This is a genomic window from Chryseobacterium aahli, assembly GCF_022699665.1.
Taxonomy (GTDB): domain Bacteria; phylum Bacteroidota; class Bacteroidia; order Flavobacteriales; family Weeksellaceae; genus Chryseobacterium; species Chryseobacterium aahli.
Genome location: NZ_JALDNB010000004.1, coordinates 74334 through 90670, shown reverse-complemented (window position 1 = coordinate 90670; position 16337 = coordinate 74334). Strand labels below are relative to the sequence as shown.

At 33.8% G+C, this 16337-nt stretch carries 20 protein-coding genes; 8 read left to right on the top strand and 12 right to left on the bottom strand.

Annotated elements, in window-relative coordinates; all coding sequences use genetic code 11:
• Positions 1–13: 13 nt before the first annotated feature.
• The 5 genes from MQX03_RS09110 to MQX03_RS09090 all read right to left on the bottom strand — a co-directional run bounded on the left by MQX03_RS09110 (position 14) and on the right by MQX03_RS09090 (position 4273).
• Positions 14–529: an NUDIX hydrolase gene (locus tag MQX03_RS09110; protein WP_242802659.1), complete on the bottom strand. Its 516-nt coding sequence runs from the start codon at positions 527–529 to the stop codon at positions 14–16.
• Positions 526–1443: a site-specific tyrosine recombinase XerD gene (gene xerD / locus MQX03_RS09105; RefSeq protein ID WP_242802658.1), complete on the bottom strand. Its 918-nt coding sequence runs from the start codon at positions 1441–1443 to the stop codon at positions 526–528. The genes MQX03_RS09110 and xerD overlap by 4 nt, the downstream gene beginning before the upstream one ends.
• A 16-nt stretch (positions 1444–1459) precedes the next feature.
• Positions 1460–1891, bottom strand: coding sequence for a deoxycytidylate deaminase (locus MQX03_RS09100; RefSeq protein ID WP_229982781.1), 432 nt, complete (start codon positions 1889–1891; stop codon positions 1460–1462).
• Between the two features lie 27 nt (positions 1892–1918).
• Positions 1919–2686, bottom strand: coding sequence for an enoyl-CoA hydratase-related protein (locus MQX03_RS09095; RefSeq protein ID WP_242802657.1), 768 nt, complete (start codon positions 2684–2686; stop codon positions 1919–1921).
• 99 nt (positions 2687–2785) lie between these two features.
• Positions 2786–4273 (bottom strand): catalase, encoded by a 1488-nt coding sequence (locus MQX03_RS09090; RefSeq protein WP_242802656.1) that lies wholly within the window; start codon positions 4271–4273, stop codon positions 2786–2788.
• 130 nt (positions 4274–4403) lie between these two features.
• On the opposite strand from MQX03_RS09090, the gene MQX03_RS09085 reads away from it, so the two are divergent.
• The 8 genes from MQX03_RS09085 to MQX03_RS09050 all read left to right on the top strand — a co-directional run bounded on the left by MQX03_RS09085 (position 4404) and on the right by MQX03_RS09050 (position 11706).
• On the top strand, positions 4404–5354 hold the full coding sequence (locus MQX03_RS09085; RefSeq protein ID WP_242802655.1) for a LysR substrate-binding domain-containing protein: 951 nt from the start codon (positions 4404–4406) through the stop codon (positions 5352–5354).
• Between the two features lie 231 nt (positions 5355–5585).
• The gene (gene metK, locus MQX03_RS09080) at positions 5586–6866 is read left to right on the top strand and encodes a methionine adenosyltransferase (protein ID WP_242802654.1); all 1281 of its coding nucleotides are present in this window, start codon (positions 5586–5588) and stop codon (positions 6864–6866) included.
• An 82-nt stretch (positions 6867–6948) separates the two neighbouring features.
• Entirely contained in the window at positions 6949–7440 is a 492-nt protein-coding gene (locus MQX03_RS09075; RefSeq protein ID WP_242802653.1) for a hypothetical protein, read from the top strand.
• Between the two features lie 186 nt (positions 7441–7626).
• On the top strand, positions 7627–8214 hold the full coding sequence (locus MQX03_RS09070; RefSeq protein ID WP_129535767.1) for an RNA polymerase sigma factor: 588 nt from the start codon (positions 7627–7629) through the stop codon (positions 8212–8214).
• 197 nt (positions 8215–8411) lie between these two features.
• On the top strand, positions 8412–9107 hold the full coding sequence (locus MQX03_RS09065) for a YjjG family noncanonical pyrimidine nucleotidase (RefSeq protein ID WP_242802652.1): 696 nt from the start codon (positions 8412–8414) through the stop codon (positions 9105–9107).
• Between the two features lie 86 nt (positions 9108–9193).
• Positions 9194–9643 (top strand): PepSY-like domain-containing protein, encoded by a 450-nt coding sequence (locus MQX03_RS09060; protein ID WP_242802651.1) that lies wholly within the window; start codon positions 9194–9196, stop codon positions 9641–9643.
• 114 nt (positions 9644–9757) lie between these two features.
• A complete protein-coding gene (locus MQX03_RS09055) occupies positions 9758–10429 on the top strand; it encodes a response regulator transcription factor (RefSeq protein ID WP_242802650.1) in 672 nt (223 codons plus the stop codon).
• The gene (locus MQX03_RS09050) at positions 10429–11706 is read left to right on the top strand and encodes a sensor histidine kinase (RefSeq protein ID WP_242802649.1); all 1278 of its coding nucleotides are present in this window, start codon (positions 10429–10431) and stop codon (positions 11704–11706) included. Before MQX03_RS09055 ends, MQX03_RS09050 begins: the two co-directional genes overlap by 1 nt.
• Before the next feature lie 63 nt (positions 11707–11769).
• On the opposite strand, the gene trpS is transcribed toward MQX03_RS09050, so the two are convergent.
• From trpS to MQX03_RS09015, 7 genes are all read right to left on the bottom strand, one after another.
• Positions 11770–12738 (bottom strand): tryptophan--tRNA ligase, encoded by a 969-nt coding sequence (gene trpS / locus MQX03_RS09045; protein ID WP_242802648.1) that lies wholly within the window; start codon positions 12736–12738, stop codon positions 11770–11772.
• A 121-nt stretch (positions 12739–12859) separates the two neighbouring features.
• Positions 12860–13720, bottom strand: coding sequence for a hypothetical protein (locus tag MQX03_RS09040; RefSeq protein ID WP_242802647.1), 861 nt, complete (start codon positions 13718–13720; stop codon positions 12860–12862).
• Positions 13721–14431, bottom strand: a complete 711-nt coding sequence (locus MQX03_RS09035; RefSeq protein ID WP_242802646.1) for a hypothetical protein — start codon at positions 14429–14431, stop codon at positions 13721–13723.
• Between the two features lie 46 nt (positions 14432–14477).
• Positions 14478–15122, bottom strand: coding sequence for a SanA/YdcF family protein (locus tag MQX03_RS09030; RefSeq protein ID WP_242802645.1), 645 nt, complete (start codon positions 15120–15122; stop codon positions 14478–14480).
• Positions 15123–15164: 42 nt separating this feature from the next.
• Positions 15165–15803, bottom strand: coding sequence for a lipoprotein signal peptidase (locus MQX03_RS09025; RefSeq protein ID WP_129535776.1), 639 nt, complete (start codon positions 15801–15803; stop codon positions 15165–15167).
• Entirely contained in the window at positions 15803–16000 is a 198-nt protein-coding gene (locus tag MQX03_RS09020; protein WP_129535777.1) for a DUF2683 family protein, read from the bottom strand. The genes MQX03_RS09025 and MQX03_RS09020 overlap by 1 nt, the downstream gene beginning before the upstream one ends.
• Before the next feature lie 59 nt (positions 16001–16059).
• Positions 16060–16305 (bottom strand): DUF6576 domain-containing protein, encoded by a 246-nt coding sequence (locus MQX03_RS09015; protein ID WP_242802644.1) that lies wholly within the window; start codon positions 16303–16305, stop codon positions 16060–16062.
• Positions 16306–16337: the final 32 nt, after the last annotated feature.

Here is a 16337-nt window from a genome sequence, read left to right as displayed (position 1 = left end):
AATTATTTTAAGCTTAAAAATTCTTTAAGTATTCTTCAAAAAATATTTTTTGAGAATCAAAGGCAATATCATCAAGGTTAATTTCCAAAACAGGAATCCAATGAGTTTCTGAAATTTCAGAGAGTTCTAAATTAACTTTAAATTTTTCTGAAACTTGGTATTCATAAAACAAATCAATAGTGTTGTAATCAATTTCTTTATACTGATAAACATTTGGAAGGCTTGTTAGATATTTTAGATTTGTAATGTCAATTTCTAACTGAAGTTCTTCAAAAAGTTCTCTTTTGCAAGTGTTTTCTGCGCTTTCTTTTGGATCTACAAAACCACCTGCGAGGTCAAGTTTTCCCTTTTTAGGTTCCTGATTACGTCGGGTAAGATAAATTTCGTCGCCACATCTTATTACGACGGCAACAGCTCCTGCAACGTTATTGTATAAATTGAAATTGCAATTGGGACAACTCCATTTTTTTTCGCCGTCCCAATTCAATGATTCTTTGCCACAGTTTGGGCAAAATTTCAATATTTTCATTCAGTAAGTTTAGCCTTATTTCGCGGATGATAGTTTAAGATAACATCACGAAGTTCTTCAGTTTTCAGATGCGTATAAACTGCGGTTGTTGTAATACTCGAATGACCGAGCATTTCCTGTATATAACGTAAGTCTACCCCGTTTTGAAGCAAATGCGTAGCAAATGAATGTCTGAAAGTATGCGGTGATATTTTCTTGCTTATTCCGGCTTTGTCAGTAAGTTCTTTAATAATAATAAATACAATCACACGAGACATAGAGGTTCCTCTGCTGTTTAAAAACAAAGTGTCTTCATGCTTTTTATTGATTTTAATGGCAGAACGTACCTCACTAATATAGTTTTGTAGTAAGTCTGCAGTGTAACTTGCTAGAGGAACAAAACGCGTTTTATTTCCTTTACCTACAACTTTAATGTAATTTTCTTTAAAATTGATATTGGATATTTTAAGATCGATCAATTCAGAAACACGAATTCCGCAGCCGTACAAAACTTCGATGATGCAATGATTTCTTTTTCCAAGATCAGTGTGAATTTCAATAGCATCAATAATTTTGTTGATATCTGAAAGGCTCAATGTATCAGGTAAATATAAACCTAATTTTGGGCCTTCCAGCAATGCTGAAGGGTTGTCTTCACGAATTTCGTCTTCCAAAAGAAATCTGAAAAATGCTTTTATGGAAGAGATCCATCTTGCCTGTGATCTTTCACTGAATTTCTGTTTAGAAAGTGTGAAAATGTACTCCTGAAGATTTTCATACGCAATCACGTCAGGACCAACATTTTGAAGGTCTTCTTCTGCGTAATCTTTAAGTTTTTTGATGTCGCGAACGTAAGCGTCTAGTGTGTTTTCTGAAAAGTTTCTTTCAAATCTTAGAAAAATTTCGAAATCTTTAATTTTTTCATCCCAAGTCATTGTGTTGTGTTTTTTTTTAAGTTTTTAATTCATTTTCGGAAACTTGTATTATTTCAATACCATGGCTTTGTAAAAATGATATTCCTTCGTTATCTGAATAAGCATTAATATATACGAGTTTTTCAATTCCTGCTTGTAATATCAGCTTACTGCAGTCTTTGCAAGGTGAGAGCGTGAGGTATAAAGTCGCTCCCCGGGCTGATTGATTAGAACCGGCTAGTTTTAAAATCGCATTTGCTTCTGCGTGTAGGACGTACCAGTGTGTTTTACCGTTTTCGTCCTCACAGCAATTCTCAGATCCAGAAGGGGTACCATTGTAACCATCTGAAATAATCATCCTATCTTTTACGATAAGAGCTCCTACTTGTTTCCTTTCACAGTAGGAAAGTTTTGCCCATTCAAGAGCCATTTTCAGATAAGCTTTGTCAAACTTATTGTACATCTGCATTGCGTTTTTTCGAAATAATTTGTGATATTAGAAGTTAGGCTTTCTTTTTTCAATGAAAGCAGAAACTCCTTCTTTTTTGTCTTCTAATTCAAAAAGTTCTCCGAAATATTTAATTTCAGTTTCAAAACCTTTATCAGTGTCAGACAGATTGGTGGCTTGTATTGCTCTGGAAATTGCCATTGGAGAATTATTCGCAATTGTTTTTGCTAATTCTTTCGTCTTGGTCAATAATTCTTCGATAGGGAAGACTTCATTGACAAGACCAATTTCTTTTGCTCTTTGCGCAGGAATCATTTTAGCTGAGAAAATCATCTCGTTGGCTATCCCTTTTCCTACTAGTTTTGGAAGTCTCTGTGTACCTCCGTATCCCGGAATCAATCCTAAAGTAACTTCAGGAAGACCAAGCTTTGCATTTTCAGACGCATATCTGATATGGCAAGACATTGCTAATTCTAAACCTCCGCCCAAAGCGAATCCATTTACAGCAGCAATTACTGGTTTTGATAAGTTTTCAATCTTGTTGAAAAGAATATTTTGCCCATTTCTTGCTAATTCTTCAGCTTTTTCTTGATTAAAATCACTGAATTCTTTAATATCTGCTCCCGCTACGAAAGATTTTTCTCCGCTTCCTGTCAATATAATAACCCTTACCTCATGGTCAGACGCTAACTCATCTAACGCAGAACTGATTTCTTTTATTGTCTTTGCATTCAGTGCATTTAGGCTTTCAGGTCTGTTGATGGTGATGATAGCAGTCTTGTCTTCTCTGCTTAAAATTATATTTTCGTAGCTCATTAGCGATCTATATCTTTAATAACCTGCAAATTAAAAATTATTTTGCAAAAAAAAGGGAAAAAGTTTAATTTTTTCCCTTTTTCTTTTATTTATAATAGTTTATTTTAAATGATTCATCATGTTTGAGTCAATATTGATGTGTAAACCGGAAGCTACTTTCATGCCAAGCTCAATGTTTGCACGGAAAAAATGACACAATTGGCGGTTGATAATTTCATCTCTTTTCGGTCCGTCGATACCGCTCATATTGTCAATAATATTATGAATCAAACGGTCTCTGTCTTCCTGATTCATTGCTTTTGTATACAATAATCCAGGTTGGGTGTAATGATCGTCATCATTTTCGTTACGATTGTAGTTTGCAACATGATTGCTGTCTAATTCATATTCGAAATTTTTATAAGATGAATCGGGTTGAATATCGTCAAAGCTGTTAGGATGGTAATTAGGTTTATCCTGATATTCACTGGAATCTGCCATAAATCCGTCTCTTTGATAATTATTGACTGCGAAAGGGCATCTGTTTACTTCCAATTGATGTGCATTTACCCCCACTCTGTATCTGTGAGCATCGGGATATGAGAATAATCTTCCCTGAAGCATCTTGTCTGGTGAAAAACTGATTCCGTTTATTAAGTTACTCGGAGAAAACGTAGATTGTTCTACATGTGCAAAATAATTGACAGGAACTTCGTTCAATTCCATTTCGCCCACTTCAATTAACGGGAAATCTGCCTGAGACCATACTTTTGTAACATCAAAAGGATTCCATCTGAATTCTTTTGCCTGCTCTTCAGTCATTACTTGGATGTACATCGTCCATTTTGGGAAATCACCGTTATCGATTGCGTTGCAAAGGTCTTCCTGAGCAAAATCAGGATTTTCTCCTGCCATTTTTGTAGCTTCTTCGTTGGTGAAGTTTTTAATTCCTTGTTTTGTTTTAAAATGAAATTTCACCCAAGTTCTCTGATTGCTTTCATTAATCATTGAGAAAGTGTGAGATCCAAAACCATGCATGTGACGATAGCCATAAGGCGTACCTCTTTCAGACATTAAAATAAGAACCTGATGAAGCGATTCCGGATTTAAGCTCCAAAAATCCCACATCATCGTTGCACTTTTCAAGTTCGTTTTAGGAACTCTCTTTTGAGTATGAATAAAATCAGGGAATTTTTTAGCGTCTTTAATAAAGAAAACCGGAGTGTTGTTTCCAACTAAATCCCAATTTCCGTCTTCTGTGTAGAATTTTAAAGCAAATCCACGAGGATCTCTTGCGGTGTCTGCGCTTCCTTTTTCACCACCAACGGTTGAAAAGCGGGCAAACATTTTACAAGAATTTCCTATTTTTGAGAAAAGTTTTGCTTTTGTGTATTGTGAAATGTCATGAGTAACGGTGAGTTTTCCATAAGCGCCGCTACCTTTCGCATGAACAATCCTTTCAGGAATTCTTTCTCTTACAAAGTGAGCAAGATTTTCCTGTAAAATAAAGTCCTGTAACAAAACTGGGCCTCTTGAGCCTACAGTTTGAGAATCCTGATGCTCAAAGTACGGAGCACCGCTGCTTGACGTTAATTTTTTCGAATCCATAGAGTTATAATTTGATTGATTTTTTCATTTTTCAAGAGCTGTATTCAGCTTAATAATTATCAAATTTAGTAGAAATTTTTATTGGTTATGCTAAAAACGTCATATCTTTGTCATAGATAATATTAATCAAATGAACATTCAGCAATTGGAATATCTTATCGCTGTCGATAAGTATAAACATTTTGGTAAAGCTGCTCAGGCTTGTTTTATAACCCAGCCGACTTTGAGTGCAATGATACAGAAGTTTGAAGATGAGCTGGATGTGAAGGTTTTTGACAGGACGACCCACCCGATCCGTACTACTGATGTGGGATTACAGATTATTGATCAGGCTAAAGTCATTATTGAAGGGGTAAATGAACTTAGAAATAAAGCGAATTTATTAAACAATATTTTAGGAGGAACAATTAACTTGGGAATTATTCCAACGGTTTCATCATTTATCTTACCAACAGAAATTTTCCATTTCTTGGAAGAAAATCCTAAGATTCTGATGAATGTAAAGGAGATGACCACGGATAATATTATCAAAGCTTTAAAAGCTGGTGAATTAGATGCAGGAATTATTTCTACTCCATACGATAATGCCAACGAATTTTATCAGGATTTCTTATTTAATGAAGAACTGATGATTTACAGTTCAGATACTGAAGCCAACAAGAAAAATACATTTATTGTTCCTGACGAATTGAATGTAGAAAAAGTTTGGCTCTTGGAAGAAGGAAACTGCTTGAGAAATCAATTTGAAAATATCTGCCATTTAAAGGAAAACAGATTAAAGCCTAAAAATCTTGAGTTTTTAGCTTCGAATATTCAGACTTTGGTTCACATGGTTGATAAAGTTGGCGGAATCAGTATTTTACCGGAATTGGCTCTTAATCAGTTGTCTGAAGAACAAAAAAATAAAGTTTTCAGATTTAAAAAACCTTTTCCTTACAGAGAAATCAGTATTATTTATTACAAGCCAACTTTCAAACAAAAAATCATCGATGAATTGAAAATTTTCATTAAAGATTCATTGACTACAAAGCTGAATTTTAATGAAAATCCTAAAGATTATGTGAGCATCAAGCCTCAATAGTCTTATTCAAGCTTACGTAACCTAGTAATTTCAAGAAAAGTATAAATACCACGCAAAAGTTTTGAGTATTAGGAAAATAGTACTTAAATTTGCTGACGTTTATAACGAGGAAAAATTTGACCTGATTGCAACCTCTCTAAAAAAATGCTAAAACAGTATATTCTTTTTAGCTTTTCTGGGCAATTATTCATTTTTTTCTTCTACATTTAATTTTAAAAATACAAGAATAATATGTCTTATTTATTTACGTCTGAATCAGTTTCAGAAGGGCATCCTGATAAAATTGCCGACCAGATTTCCGATGCGTTAATCGATAACTTTTTAGCATACGACAAAACTTCAAAGGTAGCTTGTGAAACTTTGGTTACTACAGGTCAGGTTGTTTTGGCTGGTGAGGTAAAATCTGATGCTTATCTTGACGTTCAGACGATCGCAAGAGAAGTAATTAACGGAATTGGTTATACAAAAGGTGAATATATGTTCAACGGTGATTCTTGTGGAGTAATTTCTGCTATTCACGAACAGTCACCGGATATCAATCAAGGTGTTGACAGAGCTGTAAATGACGAATCTTTCGAAGCTAAAGCAAACGCTCAAGGTGCAGGAGATCAGGGAATGATGTTTGGGTATGCAACGAATGAAACGTCTAACTATATGCCTTTGGCTTTAGATCTTGCACATACGATTCTTAAAGAACTTTCTGCAATCAGAAGAGAAGATTCTGCAATCAAATATCTTCGTCCTGATGCAAAATCTCAGGTAACAATTGAATATTCTGACGATCACAAACCGGTAAGAATTGATTCTATCGTAGTTTCTACTCAGCACGACGATTTTGCTGCTGAAGAAGAAATGCTGAATAAAATCAGAGAAGATATCAAAACTATTTTGATTCCTAGAGTTGTTGCTTTGCAGACTGAAGAAATCAAAGCGTTATTCAACGATCAGATTAAATATCACATCAATCCTACAGGAAAATTCGTAATCGGAGGTCCTCACGGAGATACAGGTCTTACAGGAAGAAAAATCATCGTTGATACGTACGGTGGAAAAGGTGCTCACGGTGGTGGTGCATTCTCAGGAAAAGATCCTTCAAAAGTAGACAGAAGTGCTGCGTATGCTACAAGACACATCGCTAAAAACTTAGTGGCTGCAGGGGTTGCAGACGAGGTTTTAGTACAGGTTTCTTACGCTATCGGTGTTGCTGAGCCTTGTGGCTTGTACATCAACACGTACGGAACTTCTAAAACTGGTTTGAATGATGGAGAAATCGCTAAAAAAGTTTCTACAATTTTCGATCTTAGACCTTATGCAATTGAGCAAAATCTGAAGTTGAGAAATCCTATCTACCAAGAGACTGCTTCTTACGGTCACATGGGAAGAGAGCATTTCGTTGCTGATAAAACTTTCAACAAAGGTCATAAAAATGAATTGACTCTTACAGGTCTTGAATTTTTTACTTGGGAAAAATTAGACAAAGTAGAAGAAATTAAATCCGCTTTTGGAATTTAATCTTTTCTTTTAGATATTTAAACTGCTTTATCTTCATGAGATAAAGCAGTTTTTTTTAATTTTACGTTTTAAATAAAATAAGATGAAGAACTTTCGTTGGGTAGCGGCAATTGTATGTGTATGTTTTCTAAGTGTTTTTGCAAAAGCTCAGGTTACAATACATAAAATGTTGAATGTAGGATATGTGTATCAAAACCAAAGTTTTGGTGAAGTAGGAGGGAAGTTGCTTTTCTTGAAAACAGATGATGTCATCTACCGATTAGGTGCTTCCGCATTGATGGGCTCTGCCAATTCTGAATTTGCGATCATGCCGAAGGTAAACGCTGATATTTTATTGAATTTTGAAAAAAATGTAGATTTTAAACATTCCTATTATTTTCTTGCTGGAGTTGAAGGAACCAACAAATATGTAGCTCCAAAAATTGGTGTTTCATTATTTGGACTTCTGGATTTAACCGGAGGATATGCCTTTTCTATAGCAGATTCAAGATTAAATGGAAAAGAATTGAAAGGTTTGAATATTAATTTCACACTAAATATTCCTACGACGTTCTTACATGATATGTTTAAGTAGGTTTTATTAAATATTTATTCTAAATATTTAATAATTACTTAACAGTTATTAAAATTTTATTTATATTTACAGCATAATTTAATGCTTATTGATAAGACTTTACTCTAACAAACCTTGTAGCGGAAAATAAACCAGTCAGAATGACGGGAGACAGTTTGGCTACGGTATATACTGAGAAGAAAAGTCATGAAATCAACAGATAGCCTATTAATATCTCTTTACCAGAAAGGAGACGAAGAAGCATTGTCAACCCTTATACATCGTCATCAGAAAGACCTCTTTTCGTTTATTCTCTATAAGATAAACGATGAAGATTTGGCAAATGATGTTTTCCAAGATACTTTTATCAAAATCATTATTATGCTAAAAGAAGGGCGATATAATGAAGAAGGAAAATTTATTCTTTGGGCAAAAAGAATTGCACAAAATTTAATTATCGATCATTTCAGAGCAAAATCCAAAAACGTAAAAGTTTCGGAGACCACTTTTGATAATGATGAGTTTTCTATTTTTGATTTAATCAGAGAGCCTTCAGAAAATATTGAAGATCAGTTGGTCAGTATGCAGATTCAGGAAGATTTGCTGAAAATGCTGCAGTTTTTACCACAGAATCAACAAGAGGTGATAAAACTCAGGTTTTTTGACGGACTAAGTTTTAAAGAGATTGCAGATCATACAGATATGAGCATTAATACGACTTTGGGGCGTGTTCGCTATGCTTTGATTAACCTACGAAAAATCATGGAAGAAAATAATATTGTCTTAACGAGATAATAATTCACAATGTTTCACGTTTTAAAGAAAAACATTTTTTGCCTATGAAAAATAACGATTCTTTAAAAATTAAAAGTTTGAAACCCAAAAAACAAACCATTGATTTTTTGCTTAGTTTCTCAAAAAGTCTTGACGTTGTAAAGATTAAAAATAATCATTATCACGTTTCAAAAAATTAATCATTAATTTTGTGCTGTATGAAAATTCAGCACATTTTTTTTGACCTCGACAATACCCTTTGGGATCACCGCAAGAACGCATATCTTACCATTAAAGACCTTTTCGGAAAAGAAGAAATTACCTTAAAATACAATATAGATTTTGAAGAGTTTCATTCTGTGTATCATGAGATTAACGAAAAACTGTGGGAACAAATAAGAGATGGTGAAATTGATAAAGAGTATCTGAGAAAACATAGATTTTACGATACATTTAAACGTTTTGGGATTGATGATTTGGAATTGTCTATGTTTTTTGAAGAACATTTTTTAGATAAAATTCTAAATTACAACCACCTGGTTGAAGGCGCAGAGTATATTTTAGATTATTTAAAAGCTAAAAATTACACACTTCATATTATTTCAAACGGTTTTCAGGAAGTGACCGAGAGAAAATGTATTTTGTCTGGTATTGATCATTATTTTAATACGATTACGAGTGCAGATTCTGTTGGTGTAAGAAAACCAAATCCAGCGATTTTTGAGTATTCTTTAGATCTTGCTAAGGCTCAGAAAGAAGAAAGTATTCTGATTGGCGACGACTGGATTGCAGATGTTGTAGGAGCGCAGAATTGCGGAATAGATGTTATTTTCTTTGATGTTTTAAATGAAAATCCGGAGCAGGAAAATTTAAAAGTGATTAAGCATCTTTTACAGATCAAAGAATATTTATAAAAAATTGCTTTTGTGATTCATTCCTAATTCTTTCCTAAATTAATATAGAATTTTGCTTCATAATAACGAACAAAAAATTTTATATTATGAGAAAATTAAAAAAAATCACAGGAGCATTTACTCTTATTTTCCTATTAATGGCGGGCTTTGTTTTTGCACAGGAGAAAGTAATAAGTGCAAACCAACTGCCAAAAACTGCCAAAAACTTTCTAGCTGTCAATTTTAAAGGAGTTGCTGCAGGTTCTGTAATTGAAGACCGTGAAATTTATGGCGTTGACGAATATAAAGTACGTTTGGCCAACGGAATAAAAGTTGAATTTGACAGCAAAGGAAACTGGAAAGAAGTGGACGGTGAGCATCAGAAAGTCCCTTACGGATTTATTCCTGCCAATATAAGAAACTACGTGGCCAAAAGTTTTCCCAATACCCAGATTACTAAAATAGAAAGAAAAAGCTGGTCATATAAAGCCGAACTTTCTAACGGAATAGATCTTGAATTCGATAAAAACGGAAATTTTAAACGAATTGATGATTAATAACGAAAATTATACACCAACAAATAAAGACAAATTCTTAAAGGATATACAACCTCCTGTAATCAGGAGGTTGTAATTTTATATATTTGATAGAGCTTAACCATAAATGCAGATATGAAGATTTTAATTATAGAAGATGAGCCAGAATTAAGAAATGTGGTGAAAAGTTTTCTTGAAACAGAACATTTTATCGTAGAATATGCTGATGATTATCAATCAGGATTAGAAAAGATCATTTCTTATGAATATGACTGTATTCTTCTGGATATAATGCTCCCGGACGGAAACGGGATGGATCTTCTGAAGGAAATTAAAAACATGCACAAAAAAGATCCTGTGATCATTTTATCTGCGAAAGATTCTGTAGATGATAAAGTGAACGGATTGGAAATCGGAGCAGACGACTATCTCGCTAAACCTTTTCATCTGGCGGAATTGATGGCTAGAATTAAATCTGTCATCAGGCGAAAAAATCAGGATGGAGAAAATACAATTAGCTATAAAAATATTCACATCGACCCGGAAAGCAGAATAGTGAAGATCGATAATAATGAATTGATCCTTAATCGTAAAGAATATGATCTTCTCTATTATTTTGTTATAAATCCTGAAAAAACATTGCAGAAAACAATGCTTGCAGAAGCGATTTGGGGAGATTATATTGATCAGGCAGACAGTCTGGATTTTATTTATTCCCAAATAAAAAATCTTCGTAAAAAATTGAAAGAACTCAAATCTGAAGCTGATTTTCAGGCTGTTTATGGGATTGGTTATAAATTTATTTAATGAAAGTTTCTTTAAAATATTATACAATAAAGTACCTCATCACGATCTTATTATTGATCATTGCTGTTTGGGCCGCGTTGTTTTATGCTTATATTTTAGATGAAGTGTATGATAATGTAGATGATGGCTTAAAAAACAGGAAAATACAAATTATTAAGGCTGTATATCTTGACGAAAATTTATTAAAGTATAATGAATTTGGCTTTAATGAATTTAAGATAAATCCTATTTCTGCGTCAGAATATAAAGATAAAAACAGTCTGTATAATAAAATGTATTATATGGAATATGATGACGAAGAACAGCCATACCGAGTTCTTACAACTGATTTTATCGACCAGTTTGGAAAACATCAGCAGCTTATCATCAGAACGTCTACCGTAGAAGAAGATGAGTTGGTATACGACCTTACAACAGCATTGATTGTTCTGTATCTTCTCTTGGTAATAAGTATTGTTGCCGTTAACGGATTTCTGCTTCATAAAGCCATGCGGCCATTTTATTTAATTTTGGATAAGCTTAAAAAATACCAGTTTGGTGTTTCTTCTTTTAATGAACCTCAAAATTATTCTATAAAAGAATTTGAGGAATTAAATATTGAAATTAATGAAATGATCGAGCGTAACGAACTCGTTTTTCATCAGCAAAAGCAATTTATAGAAAATGCCTCTCATGAATTACAGACTCCATTGGCAATTGTGATTAATAAAATTGATCTCTCCATTCAGAATGGCGAGCTCGATAAGAAAAATCTCAACTTTTTGAATGACGTAAAAAATGATCTCAGAAGAATGGCGGGATTGAATAAATCTTTGTTAATGCTTTCTAAGATTGAAAATAATCAGTTTAATAAAATATCCAATGTCAATTTTAATGTATTGATCAATGATTTGGTAAAAAGCTATGAAGATTTTATTGAATATAAAAAGATCGATCTCAATGTGGTTGAAAAAGAGGTTTTTGAAGCAGCTTTTGATCCTGATCTTGTCAATATTCTTCTTTCAAATTTACTTAAAAATGCAGTAAAATATAACAACCAAAACGGAATTGTTAATATTATCACAGAAAAAGAAAGACTAATATTTCAAAATACAGGCTCAGAAATTCCTTTAGATAAATCTCAGATTTTTAATCGTTTTTATAAACAAGGTTCAGATCAGGGATCTACAGGATTGGGACTGTCTATCATTAAGACTATTATAAAACAATATCCGCAATGGGATGTTACATATAAATTTGATGATGGTATGCATTATTTTATTCTTTCGAAAAATTAATACACAATTAAAAAACAAAAGCCTTTCAACGTGAAAGGCTTTCCTATATTTAAAAAATTTAAATTAAATTCCCAAACTTTCTCTTACTCTCTGAATGGTCTGTGTGGCGATTGCTCTCGTTTTTTCTGCTCCTTCCTGAAGCTTTGCTTCCAGTTCATCAAGATTGTTCATGTAGTAAGAAAATAGCTCTCTTTCTTTTTCAAATCTTGTTAGAATTAAATCTAAAAGTTCTTTTTTAGCATGACCGTAACCAAAATTTCCGGCTAGATATTTGGCTCTCAATTCTTCAGTTTGTTCAGGTGTAGCAATTAATTCAAAAATAGCAAAAGTCTTATCTGTAGACGGATCTTTTGGCTCTTCTAAAGATTTAGAATCACTTTCTATACTCATTACCTGTTTTTTCAATTCCTTTTCAGGCAAGAAAATATTGATGATGTTTCCTCTAGATTTAGACATTTTGTGTCCATCAAGTCCGGGAACATATTTGGTGTCTTCCTGCAATTCGGCCTGAGGCAAAACTAAAACTTCACCCATCTGATTATTAAATCTTGAGGCAACGTCACGGGCAATTTCAAGGTGTTGAAGCTGGTCTTTTCCTACAGGAACGATCTCTGCGTCGTACAATAAGATATCTGCCGCCATCAAAATCGGATAGGTAAATAATCCAGCATTAACATCTTGTAAACGATCTGCTTTATCTTTAAAAGAATGCGCTAAGGTCAGTCTCTGATAAGGAAAAAAACATGATAAATGCCAAGATAGTTCACAGGTTTCAGGGATGTCGCTCTGTCTGTAAAAGAATGTTTTTTCAGTATCCAATCCGCAGGCAAGCCAAGCTGCAGCAATTTCGTAGGTGTTGTTTTTTAATTCTTTTGCGTCTTTGATCTGCGTAAGTGAGTGCAGATTCGCAATAAATAAAAATGATTCGTTTCCTGCTTGCTTTGATAGCTCAATCGCAGGAATAATAGCACCCAAAAGGTTTCCAAGGTGCGGAGTTCCGGTGGCTTGTATGCCGGTAAGAATTCTTGACATTTGTTTAAAATTGTTTGTGCAAAAATAGGGAAAATTTAGAATTTATCTTGTTCAAAACTACCGTAGAGTAATATAAAATTATCTCTATTAAAAAAGTTAGTTCTATTCAAATTTAGAAGAATTATTTCTTCAATTCAATTGTGTATTTAAAAGTTAAAACCTTTAAATGCCAGAGTGTTAAGGTCTGTTCTGCTGAGATGATATCGTTTTGTGAACCAATAATCAAACGGTCACGGAATGAACTGATGAATTGCGACCAATAATCACCCTTAGAATCTTTTAGTAAAAAATAAAACCCGGCATCACCAAATTTTTTTCCTGAAGAATCTAAAATCAATTCCCCATTTTCTCCAATACTTGGATTCATCAACACTGTTGCATTCCCATTGGGAAGGGGGAAAACGGCTTTTACACAGGTTTTTCCTGAAGGTAAATTGCTAATTCCATAAACGCCGGAGTAGATCACCTGTCCGCTTGATTTAATAGAGCGAAACCAAAATGTGTATTTTATCTCATTGCTTTTTGTATCGACCAGATTGATAATCTCGCTTTTTAAAGATTCTGATTCATCAATATTCTTGGTAGGAATATTTAATTGATTGATTCTGTTGCTGAATAATTTATTAATCAAAATCCCGAAAAATTTGAAAAACGGATTCCATTGTACGGAAAATTGCAAGTTGTGATTGTCTGTTTTTTCATAAAACCCAATCACACTTTTAGATAAATTAGAAAATTCGGCTTCAGATAAATTCAATTTCTGCATTGAGGGGATAATGCCTTTTGCCTTAGAATCTTTTTGAATAGTTAAATTTTCTTTTTCCGCAAATTTGAAAATGAAATCTTCACCTATCGCATCCAGATTTCCAAACGGTCCCATAAGCCAAGGAAAATCTTCTGGCTTTATTTTTCTTCCACGCAGAATCACCCATTGCTGAGTCATCCAATCCTGAAACTTCTGCATCGGATAAGCGAATCTCATTTAATTACTTTTGAGATTTGGAATAATGTTGCGTCGTCCGTTCCATTCACCAAATTCCGAGATGGGTTTGAAGCGCAACGTTGTAAATTCAAAATGAAAATCTTTTCGATTTCTTTCTTTCATTGCATCAGCGTGTCTTTCTGGCTTTGAAACTTTGCTGTGTCCATGAACCATATCGGTCATTTCTTTCTGCGTTTTCCAAATTGAAAAAGTAGAAACGGTATTTGGGAATTTAATGGAAGCTAAAGACAAGGTGGTTGCGGGATGATCTCTAACCAATTTCTCAACCGGTCTTCCCCAATGAATAAATCTTGGGATTTGCAGAAATTTCATTCGTGCAATAGTGACAGCGACAACTGGAGAATCGGGATTTTCAAATTCTAAAGTTTCATCCGGAATTTCAAACTTATTGAATTTCCCCCATTTTCTCATAAAAGTTAATCTTGTATGCCAACCTTTAGATAAGATTTTTCCAAAGTTATTTTTAGCTAAAAAATTATCAACATCACTTTCCTTTTCCCATTTAGCAAATACTGCGATTTGTCTGATCAGCATTCGTGAAGGTGAAAATATAGCAGAGCCAAGCGTCATTGCGGTCATATATTCTGCATGAATCAAACCCGGAGTATTTTTTGGCTTCGGTGAAAACAAAAGAATTCTAAGCGCAGAAAAGTAGTTTGTTTTTACTAAATGATAAGTGAAGACACTCATTTTTCTCAAGAGTATTTATTAGTTTTTATATTAAATTTTAAAAAAACTAAGGAATTAAAATTTTATCTCCACCAAACTTCGGTTCAACTCCAAAAATGAAATCCCAGAAAACCTTTGCTCGCGCCAGTTTTTCTCTTGCATTGGTTTTAAAGCCGGCATATTTATTCACATCGGCAGCATTGTAACCGAATGCTGCAATTCCATTTTTTCTGGCAAGAAAAACGGCTCTCTCATTGTGAAAATTCTGTGAAATAATGATGTAAGAATTTTGCCCGAAAATTTCTTTCGCCCGAACGACTGAGTCTAAAGTTCTGAAGCCTGCAAAATCTTCAAAGATTCTTTCTGCAGGAACTCCGGCTTTGATGAGTTCGTTTTTCATTTCCTCCGGTTCATTGTAATCCTTTTGAGAATTATCTCCGCTTACAATAATATTTTGAATTTTTCCGGATTTATATAAGTCTGCAGCGGCTTTTATTCTGTTAAAAAAATATGCGTTCGGATTTCCGTTTGAAAGTGTTTTGCTCGTTCCAAGGAGAAGTCCTGTTTTCTCGGTAGGTAGTTTTGAAAGATCTGAAGTAACGAAATTTTCCGCCTGATCTTTAATGGTGAAGTTTGACCAGATGACAAAAATAATTCCTGCCACAAAAAGCAGCAGGAAGATTTTGATTGTATTTTTTATAATTCTTTTCATACATTTTAAACCCTAAAAGGTTTCATAAAAGTATGAAATATTTTAAAATTCTAATCCATTCGGGAAAGCTTTCTTTCTGAAAATCAATAAAAATGCAGCACCCACAGTTATTGCAGAATCGGCAACATTGAAAATGTATTTAAAGAATTCGAAGTGCTTACCTCCAATTAACGGCCAGCTTTCGGGAGCAGTCCAGTCTACCAAAGGAAAATGAAGCATGTCTACCACGCAACCTTTCATAAATGTAGAATAACCCTCACCGAAAGGAACCAATTTAGAAACTCCGCCGTAACCAATCCATTGATTAACGCTTTCGTCATAAACCATCCCGCTGTCGAAAATTAATCCGTAAAACATTCCGTCTATAAGATTTCCGATAGCTCCGGCAAAAATAATGGACATTGGAATAATCAGATAATTAGATTCACCTCTTGCCAACCATTTTTTAAACAGATAAACCATTCCGCCTATCAAGAAAATACGAACGATTACCAAAAAATATTTGCCAAGCATTCCTCCAAAATGAAAGCCATAAGCCATTCCTGGATTTTCGACAAAAGTTAATTTAAAACCTGGAAAAACAGAAACACTGTCATTAAGGCTAAAATTAGTTTTAATATAAATTTTTGATGCCTGATCGATCAATAAAATAAGAAAAGTGATAAGTGCAATCTTCTTCATTACAAATTCGGCTTTGGTTTGTCTTTAAAGTTTCTTACAGGCTTATCCTTTTTTACTGCAGGAGTACGAGGTTCAAAAGTTTGAGTTTTTGCGCCTCTTGTGTGAAATTTTTCGTAACGAATTCCCATATCTTTCATCACGCTTTTCAGCGCATTCAGCTCCATTTGGTTTTTTGGGTGTACAATTAATGCTTCCATTTTAATTTATTTGAAACGCTGGTAAAGGCTAAAGCTTCACCAACGCTTTATGTTTAATGTTAATGCTTAGAAAGTTCGTCTAATCTTTTTCTGTCTTTTGCAGACAGGTCGTTGATTCCGTTCTTGCCCATTTTACTGAGAAGTCTGTCGATTTCCTTTTCCCTTTCTCGCTTGTCTGAATTGAACTGTTGATCAATGGTCAGGTTTTTAGGCTTGTCGGGATAGAATCTATTTTTGATTCTGTCTCGGTTAAAATACCATAAAACTGCCACAAGGATGATTCCTAAAATCAAATATTCACTCATAGATATAATTAAAAATTAGGTTTATACAATGT